This is a genomic window from Hymenobacter profundi (genome assembly GCF_019334315.1).
Taxonomy (GTDB): domain Bacteria; phylum Bacteroidota; class Bacteroidia; order Cytophagales; family Hymenobacteraceae; genus Hymenobacter; species Hymenobacter profundi.
Genome location: NZ_JAHWGL010000023.1, coordinates 42,365 through 54,547, shown reverse-complemented (window position 1 = coordinate 54,547; position 12,183 = coordinate 42,365). Strand labels below are relative to the sequence as shown.

Below are 12,183 nucleotides of genomic sequence, written 5' to 3'. Positions count from 1 at the left end.
AACACTTGTATATTATAATGATTACCAATCAGTAACAGGACGTTATTTTTACTAACTAGTGCACGATGTAGAGACGCATATTTGCGTCTCGTCGTCCGCGCCGCATGGCCGAAATCGTTCAACGACGAGACGCAAGTAGGCGTCTCTACATCGTGCAACAACCAATGCTAAAACAGCCGGCGCTTTTCGCGAAGCAGAATCACAATGAAAGCCGGCGTGCCGAGCAGGGCCGTTAGGATACCGATGGGCAGCTCGGTGGGAGCCGCTACGGTGCGCGCCAGCGTATCGGCCAGCGTGAGTACCGCCGCGCCGCCCAGCGCCGAGCCCAGCAGCACACCCCGGTGATCGGGGCCGGCCACCAAGCGGACCAAGTGCGGCACCACCAGTCCCAGAAAACCAATGGCACCCGCCACCGCCACCGACGTACCCACGGCCAGGGTGCTGAGCACGATGAGCTGACGCTTGAGCGAAGCTACTGGCAGGCCCAAGTGGGCGGCCGGGCCTTCGCCCAATGCCAGCAGGTTCAGCTGTTTGCCTAAGCGGGGCAGCCACAGCAACGGCACCACCAGAAAAGGTAGGATACTCAGGATAATCGGCCACGAGGCGCCACCCAGGCTACCCAGCCCCCAAAACGTGATGCTGCGCAGTTGAGCATCGGTGGCCACATAGGTGAGCAGGCCGGTGAGGGCGCCCGCCAACGCGTTGATGGCAATGCCCGCCAGCAGCATAGTGCTGACCACGGCCCTACCCCCTTCCTTCGAGAGCTGATATACAACCAGCGTGGTGCCACACGCGCCCACAAACGCCGCTACCGGCAGCAGATACAGCCCCAGCCACTCGCCTGCTGTCTGAAACAGTGTGGCTTGCAGCACAATGGTAGCCACCGCTGCCAACGACGCCCCCGCCGACACGCCAATTAGCCCCGGATCGGCCAGGGGGTTGCGGAACAGGCCTTGCATAGCCGCTCCTGCCAATCCCAGGCTAGCGCCTACCAGCACACCCAAACAAGCCCGCGGCAGCCGGATAGCCCACAGCACAGCCTCTTGTTGCGGCTCAAAACCAAGCGTTGTCGACATGCCCAGCTTCGCCAGGAAGATACCGAGCAGCGCCGTTGGGGCAATGCGCATGGCTCCGGCTCCTACACTTATTACCACAGCCGCTACCAGTAGCACCGCCGCGGCTAGCAGCATCAATCGGCGGCGGGTAGCCGTGCTGGTGCGGGTAGGCACGGTAGATACAGACGGAGCAGTGCGGGTAGGCATAGGAAAGGGCAGTAAGTGGAGTTGTTCTGGTGTGGGCCTCACCCCGGCCCCCTCTTCGGAGAGGAGCCGGGGGGTGAGGCCCACACCAGAACAATGGCATCTATTTCGTCAAACGAGCCAGTTCGGCGGCAGCCTGGCCCAGGCGCGGCCCGAAGCCCGTGAGCAATTGGCCGTCCATCTCGATGATGTGGCCGGTGCGGCCGGCGGTGGTTTGGGCCACGCCGGGCACTTGCAGCAGACCCGCTTTGCCGCCCAGGCTCTCCAGGCCACTATCGAACAGCAGCAGGTAGTCGGGATTGGCGGCCACCAGGGCTTCGGCAGTGAGGGGCTTGAAGTCAGAGAAGCCAACGGCCGCATTTTGCCCACCGGCCAGCTGAATCACCTTTTCCACCGAGGTGCCCTGCCCGGCCACCATCATGGTGCCTGTACCGCGGGCGTACACAAACAGCACTTTGGGCGCTTTCGTGGGCTTTTGCACCTTCGTGAGGTCGGCGTCGAGCTTTTTGGTGAGAGCCGGCACTTGGGCCGTGGCGCCTAATAGAGAGGCGACCTCTTGCACCAGCTTCTTCGTGCCGGCCACCGAATACTCCTGCTTGAATAGCTGCACCGACACCCCCGCCGAGCGCAATTGCGCGGCTACTTCCGGCTTTATCGACTCCGTAGTACCCAGTACCAGGGTAGGGCGCAAGGCCAGCACACCTTCGGCCGAGATGCTGCGCGTGTGCCCTACCTTGGGCAATGTAGCCAGCGTGGCGGGGTAGGTGCTGGTCACGTCCACGCCCACCAAATCGGCTTGGTGGCCCAGGTCGCACACCATTTCGCTGATGGTGCCGCTCAGCGACACGATACGGGCGGGCGCGGCGGCCTGCCCCGGTTTGGTAGCGGCCAGCAGCAGCAGTAAGAGGAGCAGCTTCAAGATTTGCTTGGGCATAAAGGGTAGGGCTGATTGGTTGATGATTGAGTTGTGCCGGCACCAGGCAGGTAGGGTTAGCGCTCCATATCGCCGCGCCTACCCACCTAGACCGGACTTTATTTCAGGTTGCGCGAGCCGTCGGGCTGGTACATATGGCGGAAGGTATAGCAGCCGCTGGGGCTGGCAGCGGTAGGCGTGGCGGGCGCGTCTTTGTAGTAGCTTACCACTTCCATCTTGGCATATTTGCCATCGGCAGTTTGCAGCATGATGACTTTGCCAGCAATGGGCGTAATAAGGTGCGTGGTAGGGTTGTAGCTGTACCAGCCATTGCCCGAGCCCGTCGGAATGGCCTTGCCGGTGTTGGTATCCTGCTTGTACCCCGTGGCGGGCGCTTCAGAGAGTTCCGTAAACAGCCCATTCACCACCTGAGCGCTACCCTTGCCGGGGCCACTGGTGCCACCGTTTACCAGAATAGTGGTACTGCGCACGGCAATGTCCCACTTCGTGGAAGCCGAGTCGGTGTAGGACACTTCTTTGCCAGTAGCCAGACTGTAGAAGGCATAGTGCTTGGGCGTGGCGGGCTGGCCGGTGCTGGTAGTACCACCAGCGGCAGGCATTAAGTTGCTGGCGGTTTTCACTTCCAGCGCAGGCGCCACGGCATTGGTATCGTCTGAGTCGTCGGAGCAGGCGGCCAGGCTCAGGGTAGCCGTGGTCAGGGTCAACAGGGCAAAACGGGAGAATAGAGCATTCATCAGAAAGCAGGGTATAGTGATTAGGAAAGAGAAATCGTTGAGATGCCGCTACTTCGCCCCAATGGCCACCACCAGGCTGGCATAGTACTGGCGGCCCGGCAGCGTACTGATGTTGGCCGGATCGGTGAAGTTGAGGACGTTGTCGAGGCCGGCCTGCACGGTGTAGCGCTGGCGCAGGGTTTTGCTGGCAGCCACGTTCCAGACCCAATAGCCGGTCACATACTCGTTGGCGGCGTCCAGTAGTTGGTTGCCGTTGCGGTCCTGCAAGCCGTAGCGCCCCCGGTAGATGCCGCGCAAGCTGGCCGAGTAGCCGCGCCGCATGTCCTGATAAAACAGCTTCACGTTGCCGGAGTGGCGCGAGCGGTTATACAGGCCGCCGTAGTCGCCCACAGGCACTCGCTCGGTGGCGAGGGTAGTCGGGTCGCGGCGGTAGACTTCGCCGGCTTTCAGGCGTTCTACTACGTCTTTGTCCTTGGCAATCAGGTACTGATAACCACCGCTCAGCGTGAGGCCGGGCAGCAGTGGGTAGCTGGCTTCCGCCTCCGCGCCGTGGGTATAGGCCCGGCTCACGTTGCGGTAAGAAAACACCGATTGTCCGTTGTTTTTTTGCGCCACGGCCGCCGTTTCAATCAGGTTTTCAAGGTCGTTGTGAAAGAAGTTCACCGTTAGGTTCAGCTTCTTGCCCGGCGTGAGCTGCACGCCCACATTGTATGCGCGGGAGCTTTCGGCCGTAAGGCCGCTGGCTTGGTCGAGCAGCGTTTGGTTGATGAGCAGTTCGCCCGTAGCCGCGTCGCGGGCAATCTGGTTTTGCTGCGCCAGCTGCGCCACCCTCTCCCCTACCTGGTGCGTGCCAAACACGCTATACCCTACCACCGGATTGGAAAAGTTGAGGTAGAGCTGCCGAAAATCCGGCGCCCGAAAGCCCCTACCCGCCGAGCCGCGTACCGCCAGCCACGGCCGCACCTGGTAGCGTCCCGAAAGCTTGGGGCTGAGCTGCCCCTGGTATTGGCTGTGCCCATCGTAGCGGGCACCGGCCACCAGGTTCAGGCCCGGCACCGGCGACCAGTCGTCCTGCACGTAGCCGTAGCCCGAGCGCATCCGTTGGCGCTGGTCGTAGCGGGTGGCTTCCACGGTTTCTGTGAGAAAGCCGCCGCCTACCGTAAGCAGGTGGCGCGGGTGCAGTTGCCAGTCGAGCTGCACCTCGGGACGGGTGAAGGTCTGGTGGAAATAGCTGGCGTCGTAGGGCGCGCCGGTGGCCGTGTAGGTGTAGTCTTCGCGGGTTCGGTAGCCGGCGTAGTAGAAGCGCGCCGTGCCAAAGAGCTTGTCGGAGAATGTGTGGGTCAGCACCGGATTCACGCTGTAATCCGTTTGCCGGCCCGCACTACGCACGTCGGCCGTAGCACCGTCTTCGCCCGTCACGGGCATGGTGCTTCGCTGATTTTCAAGAAAATACCTTCCCGATACACTCAGGTTCGTGCGCTCCCCTACCTTGTAGGTGAGGCGCGACTGGCCTGTGTAGCTGGCAAAGGGCGGCACCGTGGCCGTGCCGCTTGCGGGTTGCAGGGTATAGCCTTGGGAGCTGTAGCGGTTGCCGAAAACCGTAAGGCCCAGCCGCTCGCCTTTGGTATTGAACGTACCGCTCAAATCGGCGGTCTGGTTGGAGCCGTAGCGTAGGCGCACGTCGCCGCGGGTGCCGGGCTGGGGCTTTTGGGTGATGATGTTGACCACACCCGCCAGTGCCTCCGAGCCCCACAGCGCCGAGGCCGGCCCTTTCACTACCTCTATCCGCTCGATGTTGCCCACCGCCAGCCGCGACAACTCCAGCGTGCCGGCCGTGCGACCAATCAACGGCTCACCGTCTACCAGAATCAGCGTGTACTCGGGGTTCAGGCCTTGTAGCTGCACGCCCCGGCCGTGGTCGGCCACTAGGGTTAGGCCGGTTTGCTCGCCCAGCACATCGTTGAGGCGCAACGAGCCCATAGCCTGAATCTGGGCCTTGCCTACCACTGTCACCGGAATCGGCACTTCGGTCAGGGACTTTTCGGTGCGGGTGGCTGTCACCACTACCTCATCCAAGGTGCGCCCCCGGAGCCGGGCCGTGTCTGCTGGTGCTACCGGCCGCTGGGCCAACGTGGCCAGTGGGGTAATCAGCAAAAGCAGACAAAGACGAGCGCAGGGCATAAAGAAAGAAGCAATTGCGAATGCGGGTTGGATTCTCGGGACTATTCCGCCGAATAGCCCCGATGGTCACCAAACCACTGTTTAGAAATATTCTAAACAGTGATGCAAAAGTATGCTTCAAAATTTCAGATGCAAGCCTTATTTAGATTTTATTTAAATAAACAAGTATCCAATACATACAAAAGCCGGCCCGAAAGATCGAGCCGGCTAGGTAGTGCAGCGTAGCCTACAAGAGTGCTACGGCTACGGGCGTGTGTTTAACGAATCACGCTTCTCTATGGCGTCAATCAATTGACTAGCAGTAAATTCCTTACTCAGATTGATGTAGCCTGCAGGTGTAATACGGCGGCCATTATTGGTAACGAAAGTAGGGCGCACGCGCATGGTCAGACGTACGGGCTGACGGTCGCGGTCTGCAAAGCCCAGCACTAGGTCGGCCAGAGCTTCACCCGACTCCTCCCTCAGGGCCTCGCGCAAATTACTTTCCACCGTGATGGGTGCCAGGGTAGTGCCACCGTTGGGCGCTACCTCAATCCGCTGCGTAGAGCGGCCTTTGGCTACCTGCTTACCGTCGATGAGGGCAATGTAATCCAGCTCATTCAGGGCAGCCATCTCAGCATTCGGATTGCGGATTTCCAGATTCACTAGCATGCGCAGGGGCAGGTTGCCGGCGGCATAGGCAGCGGCCAGACGGGCCTTGTCCACAGTGCTCAGGTCACTGAGCTGCCGGATCTGCATGATGTCGATGCCGGCCACGGTGGCTTGCTGCACCGATGCCAGGCGAATCTGGGCATTCTCGAATGCTTTGGCTTGCTGCACCTGTTCGGAGATGCCACAACCAGTGAAATGCAGAAGTAGAAGCAGGCCCAGGCCAGCCAGCAGGAAACGGTATTTGGTGGAGTGAGGTAGGGGCAGCATACAGGAGGAGAACAGGTGAGAGTTGACTAGCTATACCTGCTTCGGTTGGCGTGGGTTACTCTTCAGTTGTTTATCAGTTGCTTGGCGAAGGCTTCCACGACTATTACCTTCTACCTCTTTATCTACCCAGGAATACCTGCCAGATGCTGCGCCGGTTTGCAGAGTAGCCAGCAAGTCGCCTAAAAACACGCAACGCCCACCTTTCGCAGGTGGGCGTTGGAACAAACAGCAGTTTGTAAGTGGTTACAGCTTCGCCATTTCCTCGCGCACGAAGTCAGCCAGACTACGCAGATACTCTGTGCTGAAATCGAAACGAATACCGGCAGCCTCGTAGATTTCTCCAATGGGCGCGGTGTAGCCGAGCGCCAGAGCGCGCTTGTACGCATCCAGGCCTTGCTGCGCGTCCTGGCGGTAGTTGCGCCACACGGCAATGGCGCCCAGCTGGGCCATGGCGTACTCAATGTAGTAGAACGGCACTTCGTAGAGGTGCAGCTGCTTCTGCCAGAGGTAGGGCTTGTAGTCATCCAGGCCCTTCCAGCTCACGGTGCGCTGGTTGAACTCATCGAATATCTCCGTCCAGCGCTGGTGCCGCTCGGCCACGGTGTGCTGGGGGTGCTCGTACACCCAGTGCTGAAACTTGTCGATGGTAGCTACCCAGGGGAAGGTTTCCAGCACGCCTTCGAGGTGGGTACGCTTGGCGCGCCGTAGCTCGTCGGGGTTCGGGAAAAACTCGTCCCAATAGTCCATGCTCATCAGCTCCATGCTCATGGAAGCCAACTCGGCCACTTCGGATGGCGGGTGCTTGTCGGCGGAGAGGGGTAGGCGGCGTGTGAGGAAGGAGTGCACGGCGTGGCCGCCCTCGTGCAAGAGCGTCACCACATCGCGTAGGGACGCGGTGGCATTCATAAAGATGAACGGCACGCCGGTTTCGTCCAGCGGGTAGTTATAGCCGCCCGGCGCCTTGCCCTTGCGCGACTCCAAATCGAGGTGGCCCATCTGGCGCATGGTGCGCAGACACTCACCCAGGAAAGGGTCGAGGCGCTGGAACACGGTGATGGTTTTTTCCAGCAGTTCTTCGCCCGTTTCAAACGGCCGCAGCGGCGCTTTGCCGGAAGTATCCACGTCCAAGTCCCAGGGACGCAGCTCGGCTAGTCCCAGGTCCTGACGGCGCTCCAGGTCGAGGTCGTCGATGAAGGGCACCACGGTTTCGCGGATGGCGCGGTGGAAGTCGAAGCAGTCCTCAGCGGTGTAGTCGAAGCGACCCAGCGCGGCAAACATGTAGTCGCGGAAGTTGGCAAAACCGGCGTTGCGGGCCATCTGGTCGCGCAGGGTCACCAGCTCCGTGAAGAGTTGGTCGAGGGCCTGGGCATCCTGCAAGCGTCGCTCTTGAATGGCGCGGTAGGCGGTTTCGCGCACCGAACGGTCGGTGTTTTTGAGATTATCGGCGGCGCGGGGTAGGGTCACTTCCTTGCCGTCCAGCGTGACCGTCATGGCCCCTACCGTGGCCGCGTACTGCTGCTGCTTGGTGCTGATTTCGGTTTTCAGCGGAATGTTCTCGGCGCGGTAAATATCCAGCGCCTGCCGCACCGAGCGGATGAATACGCGGTAGCGGTCTTGGTCCAGCTCCGGCAGGTAGGGCGAGGACATGAGCTTTTCGTTGAGGGCGTGGTCGTAGGGCGCGGCCTGCGGCTCCACCTCATTCACGAAAAACTGAAACGCCTCGGCCCGCTCCTGGCTCTGCGTGTCCGATGTCATGCGGATGTAGCGCCACGCCAAGTCCTCACTCAGCACCGATTCCAGCTCCGAGCGGTCGAGCAACCAATTTTCCAGCTCGCCTGCCGAGTCGATGGTTCGGTCACGCAGCTCTTCAAAATAGGCCTGCAAAGAGGCCCAATCGGTTACCACAAACGACTCGGGCAAGTAGCGACGCGCAGGACGCTGCATATCAGTAGCCAGCTCAGTAGCCGACGCGGGAGCAAGATTCATATAATTCGGCATCTATCGTTTTTAGGGAGGGAAGCGGCCTGGCAAGGTTGTGTGAGGCCAATACTACGTAACCGCGGGCAGGGGCTGTAGGTTTAGTCGCAGAGCGTGGGCTTATCGGGTTGGCGGGCAAACTCAAACAGCGTAGCCAGCTGCGACCTGGTAATACGGTCGGTGGATAGGTCAAGGTTGTCCAGCTCAGCTTCGCGTACCCAACGGGCCCCTATGGTTTCCACGTTATCGTTGCCCAGCTCGCCGCCTACCACCTCACACAAAATACAACATTTGTAAACGTACCAGGGTTGCGGCGGGTGTGGGTGCTGCTTCTTGTCGAACAAAGCCAACAGGCGCACGGCGCGCACGTGCAGGCCGGTTTCCTCTTCGGCTTCTTTTTCGGCTACTTCGAAGGGCGTCAGGCCCACGTCAGCCCAGCCGCCGGGTAGGGTCCAGCGGTTGTGGTCCATTTTTTCCTGCACCATCAGCACCTCGTCGGCACCCCGGAATACGACTGTTCGCACGTCTACCTTGGGGGTTTGGTAGCCGGTTTCGGAGGTGAAAAAGGCGGTTACTTTTTCCAATGGTTCTTCCGTCAGCCCGGCCACCATCTGCACGCTCAGCGCCCTGATTTCGGCGTACCGCTCTAAGTCGAAAGGGCTACCTTTTGAATATTCCAGACCCGTTTGCGCCAGCGCCTGCAAGCGCTGGGCAACGGTCAGCCACGTGGTTGTATCCATAGTGGAAGGTAGGCAAATGCTAGCTCGACTGCTAATCTATTTCGATGACGACATCCTTGGTGAGCGGGTGCGCCACGCACACCAACACGTAGCCTTTTTCCATTTCGGAGTCTGATAGCCCTTCGCGCTCATCCAGGTGTACCTTGCCGCTCAGGCACTTACCACGGCAGGCGGTGCACAGGCCCGCCTGGCAAGAGTAGGGCAGGTCGATATCCAGGTCGAGGGCCGCTTCCAGAATGGTTTGGTCGGGCGCTACGTCGAACTGGTACTCGCTGCCTTCGTACTGCACGGTCACTTTGCGGGTAGCCGAGGCGTCGTCATCATCGGCCGTCGATACGTCGCCGTGGCCGTTGGGCTGAGCAGCGGCGGTTTCGGCCGAGTCGGCAGCCGCCACGAAACTCTCGCGGTGAATCTGCGCGGCCGGTACGCCCAGTAGGTCCAGAGCGGCGCGAGCTTCGGTCATCATACCCTCCGGGCCGCACATGTAATACTCTGCCGACTGCACTGAGGCACTGGTGTGGCGCTGCTCCAGAATACGCAGCAGCATGGTGCGGTTGAGGCGACCAATATACTTGTGCGGCTGCCCGCTGGCGGGCGTGTGCGGCTGACTGTACACGTGCTCCACCTGCAAGCGCCCACCCGACTGCGCCTCTAGCTGGGCCAGCTGCTGCCGGAAAATCACCGATTCTTCGGTGCGGTTGCCGTACACGAGCAGCACCCGGCTCTGGGGTTCTTCGCGTAGCACGGCTTTCAGGATGCTCATCAGCGGGGTGATGCCACTGCCGGCCCCAACGAGTACCAGCGAGCGAGTCACGCCGGGGTTGGGTTGCAGGGTGAAGTTGCCCAGCGGCGCCATGGCCTCTACTTGCTGCCCTACCCGCACCGTGTCTAGGAGGTAGTTGCTGACCAGGCCACCGGCCACCCGCTTCACCGTGACGGCTAGGCGCGGGGCCTCGCCGGGGGTGCTGCTGAGCGAGTAGGCCCGGCGCTCTTTCTTGCCGCCGGGGCCGCAGGGCAGAATCAGGGTCAGGAACTGGCCGGGCTGACTGGCAATGGGCTGGCGGTCGGGGCTTTCGAGGTAGATGGTAACGGCGTCGGGCGCTTCCTGGGTGAGGTCAACGACGTTCAGCGTGAGGTAAGACATGCTGGTAAACTTAGAAACTGGGAATTCGATATAGCACTGGTGGCGTGGGCCAACCGTTTGGGGGGCACAAAGTACGGGATTCCCCGGCGGATGGCGTAGCTTCTGTTGGTATTTACGTGCTTTGCGGACCGCTGGTACTGTATTCGTCCTTTAAGTTCAGCTTCTTTCTTCTTACCTGCTTTCAACATTCAACTTCCTACCCTATGCCTTCTCCCCTTGCCGAGCTGTTGGAGCGTCACCAACACGAGTTTGGGCCGGTACTCCCCGTCGACCTGAGCGCACCCGATGTGGCCCGCCTCGATTTCACGGCTGCCAATCCACTTTTAACTGATACCAACCTACGCGATACGGATGCGTTTTCGGACCTAGTAGCGCGTCTGCTGGCTGCCCAACAGGCTGATATTGGGGTAGGCGGCTACCTCGAAAACCGCGTGATTTACCGCCGCAGCCCTACCCTCTTCGCCGACGACAGCGCTCCGGCCCGCTCCCTGCACCTAGGCGTGGATGTGTGGCTGCGCGCCGGTACGCCCGTATTGGCGCCGCTCGATGCCGTAGTGCACAGCCTGGCCGACAATGCCAACTTTGGCGACTACGGTCCTACCATCATTCTGCAACACCAGCTCGAAGACACAGTTTTCTACACCCTCTACGGCCACCTCACTCGCCGCGAAACGGCCCTGCTGCGCCCCGGCATGACCATCGCGCAAGGCACCACCTTTGCCGAGGTAGGCCCTCCGCCCGAAAACGGCGACTGGCCCCCACACCTGCACTTTCAGGTAATAGCCGACATGCAAGGCCGCCAAGGAGACTTTCCCGGCGTGGCCGCGCCGGCAGAGCGTGACCAGTGGGCTGCGCTTTGCCCCGATCCCAACCTGGTTTTGCAAAGCCAATGGCTGTAAGTTTGGTTGGAGAGGGGGTAGGGAAGTCGATTGAGTTCCTGGATTGATGACGGACCCCTAACCCATTTAAAGCTGGCACCTTGCCTTTATTCTGACAAAAAGGGTCAGCCGCTGAATGCATTCAGCGGCTGACCCTTTTTGTCAGAATAAAGACTTACACTAATCAAATTTGATGGCTGTAACCGGCCGAATCCGCGAGATAAGGTAGGTAGGCACCAGCACGGCCAGCAGCGAGGCCAAGAAGGTGGCCACGTTCAGCACCACAATGATAAACAGGTCCCAGTGAATCGGCACACGGTCCATATAGTAGTTCTCGGGGTCGAGGGGGATGACGTGGAAAAAGTACTGCACCGCGCAGAATCCCAGCCCAATCACGTTGCCCCACAGCATGCCACGCACCGTGAGGCTCAGGCCGCGGAAGAAAAACATGCTCCGAATCTGGTTGTCGGTGGCCCCAATGGCCTTCAGCACCCCAATCATGTTGGTGCGCTCCAGAATCATGATGAAGATGGTGGCAATCATATTGAACGTTGCCACTACAATAATGAGTACCAGGAAGATAACCACGTTGCGGTTGAGCAGCTTCAGCCAGTCAAATAGTTGCTGATACTGCTCCGTAATTTTGTCGAGCTTTAGGTCGTAAGGTAGCTGCTCGTACATATTGTCGGCCACCGGGTTGAGCTGCTGGAAGTCGCGCAGCACCACTTCCATACCGCCCACCAGCGAATCGGGCCAGGCGCGCAGGTCGCGGATCTGCCGAATATCGCCAATAACATACACCTCGTCGAACTCGTCGAGGCCGGTTTGGTAGATACCGCTGACCTTGAAGCGCCGGATGCGGGGCGGGTTCTGGATGAAGTAAAACAGTGCCTCGTCGCCTACCTTCAGGCGCAGCTTGTCGGCCACCTTGCGCGAGAGCAGCACGTCGTCGCTGGCAGCCGTGTCGGGAAACGTCAGGAACTTGCCGGCCACCAGGTTCTGGCGCATAGGCGAGCTACCGGCCTGCGGCTCGTCGATGCCCTTGAGCACCACGCCCAGCACCTCATCGCGGGTTTTAATGATGGCCGTTTTGATGGCAAACGGCTGCACAGTTTTCACCTGCGGAAACGTACGCAGCTCCTGCGTCAGCCGCTGCCCGTTGATGGGCGCCACCTCCAGGGAGTTGTTGGTATCGTACTTGGTGATTTGCAGGTGCGCCCCGAACGAGAAAATCTTATTCTGAATTTCGTTGCGGAAGCCTTCCAGGATGGCAAACGACACAATCATCACCGCCAAGCCCATGGCAATGCTGATAATGGCTATTTTTGTCACCGACGAGGTAAAAGAACCTGAGTCGGCCCCATCAATCTTGTGGGATATGTACTGCGAGACGTTCACTGCCGTAAAGCTACGCGTCT

The 12,183-nt window shown here is 60.1% G+C and carries 10 protein-coding genes; 1 reads left to right on the top strand and 9 read right to left on the bottom strand.

Annotation, left to right across the window (positions count from 1 at the left end; translation table 11 throughout):
* Positions 1-167 precede the first annotated feature (167 nt).
* From KYK14_RS08255 to KYK14_RS08220, 8 genes are all read right to left on the bottom strand, one after another.
* Positions 168-1,262 carry a FecCD family ABC transporter permease gene (locus KYK14_RS08255; RefSeq protein ID WP_219158352.1) on the bottom strand — a complete coding sequence of 365 codons (1,095 nt, stop codon included), beginning with the start codon at positions 1,260-1,262 and terminating at the stop codon, positions 168-170.
* 100 nt (positions 1,263-1,362) lie between these two features.
* Entirely contained in the window at positions 1,363-2,193 is an 831-nt protein-coding gene (locus KYK14_RS08250; RefSeq protein WP_219158353.1) for a heme/hemin ABC transporter substrate-binding protein, read from the bottom strand.
* A gap of 98 nt (positions 2,194-2,291) precedes the next feature.
* Positions 2,292-2,927 carry an HmuY family protein gene (locus tag KYK14_RS08245; RefSeq protein ID WP_219158355.1) on the bottom strand — a complete coding sequence of 212 codons (636 nt, stop codon included), beginning with the start codon at positions 2,925-2,927 and terminating at the stop codon, positions 2,292-2,294.
* Positions 2,928-2,975: 48 nt separating this feature from the next.
* Positions 2,976-5,108, bottom strand: a complete 2,133-nt coding sequence (locus tag KYK14_RS08240) for a TonB-dependent receptor plug domain-containing protein (RefSeq protein ID WP_219158357.1) — start codon at positions 5,106-5,108, stop codon at positions 2,976-2,978.
* A 243-nt stretch (positions 5,109-5,351) separates the two neighbouring features.
* Positions 5,352-6,026, bottom strand: a complete 675-nt coding sequence (locus tag KYK14_RS08235; protein WP_219158359.1) for an LEA type 2 family protein — start codon at positions 6,024-6,026, stop codon at positions 5,352-5,354.
* Between the two features lie 243 nt (positions 6,027-6,269).
* Positions 6,270-8,012, bottom strand: a complete 1,743-nt coding sequence (locus KYK14_RS08230; RefSeq protein ID WP_219158361.1) for a M3 family oligoendopeptidase — start codon at positions 8,010-8,012, stop codon at positions 6,270-6,272.
* A 92-nt stretch (positions 8,013-8,104) separates the two neighbouring features.
* The gene (locus tag KYK14_RS08225) at positions 8,105-8,743 is read right to left on the bottom strand and encodes an NUDIX hydrolase (RefSeq protein WP_219158363.1); all 639 of its coding nucleotides are present in this window, start codon (positions 8,741-8,743) and stop codon (positions 8,105-8,107) included.
* Positions 8,744-8,774: 31 nt separating this feature from the next.
* A complete protein-coding gene (locus KYK14_RS08220; protein WP_219158365.1) occupies positions 8,775-9,887 on the bottom strand; it encodes a ferredoxin--NADP reductase in 1,113 nt (370 codons plus the stop codon).
* A 203-nt stretch (positions 9,888-10,090) separates the two neighbouring features.
* Between KYK14_RS08220 and KYK14_RS08215 the strand changes: the two genes are divergently transcribed.
* Entirely contained in the window at positions 10,091-10,786 is a 696-nt protein-coding gene (locus tag KYK14_RS08215; RefSeq protein ID WP_219158367.1) for a peptidoglycan DD-metalloendopeptidase family protein, read from the top strand.
* A gap of 159 nt (positions 10,787-10,945) precedes the next feature.
* Here KYK14_RS08215 and KYK14_RS22440 read toward each other — a convergent pair whose 3' ends face one another.
* Positions 10,946-12,163 (bottom strand): ABC transporter permease, encoded by a 1,218-nt coding sequence (locus KYK14_RS22440; RefSeq protein WP_185280572.1) that lies wholly within the window; start codon positions 12,161-12,163, stop codon positions 10,946-10,948.
* Positions 12,164-12,183 lie beyond the last annotated feature (20 nt).

What these genes read in the sequence shown, in the direction of transcription:
- KYK14_RS08225 (WP_219158363.1), bottom strand. Translation starts at nt 8,743, where the DNA reads ATGGATACAACCACGTGGCTGACCGTTGCCCAGCGCTTGCAGGCGCTG.
- KYK14_RS08245 (WP_219158355.1), bottom strand. Translation starts at nt 2,927, where the DNA reads ATGAATGCTCTATTCTCCCGTTTTGCCCTGTTGACCCTGACCACGGCT.
- KYK14_RS08215 (WP_219158367.1), top strand. Translation starts at nt 10,091, where the DNA reads ATGCCTTCTCCCCTTGCCGAGCTGTTGGAGCGTCACCAACACGAGTTT.
- KYK14_RS08230 (WP_219158361.1), bottom strand. Translation starts at nt 8,012, where the DNA reads ATGAATCTTGCTCCCGCGTCGGCTACTGAGCTGGCTACTGATATGCAG.
- KYK14_RS08250 (WP_219158353.1), bottom strand. Translation starts at nt 2,193, where the DNA reads ATGCCCAAGCAAATCTTGAAGCTGCTCCTCTTACTGCTGCTGCTGGCC.
- KYK14_RS08255 (WP_219158352.1), bottom strand. Translation starts at nt 1,262, where the DNA reads ATGCCTACCCGCACTGCTCCGTCTGTATCTACCGTGCCTACCCGCACC.
- KYK14_RS08235 (WP_219158359.1), bottom strand. Translation starts at nt 6,026, where the DNA reads ATGCTGCCCCTACCTCACTCCACCAAATACCGTTTCCTGCTGGCTGGC.
- KYK14_RS08240 (WP_219158357.1), bottom strand. Translation starts at nt 5,108, where the DNA reads ATGCCCTGCGCTCGTCTTTGTCTGCTTTTGCTGATTACCCCACTGGCC.
- KYK14_RS08220 (WP_219158365.1), bottom strand. Translation starts at nt 9,887, where the DNA reads ATGTCTTACCTCACGCTGAACGTCGTTGACCTCACCCAGGAAGCGCCC.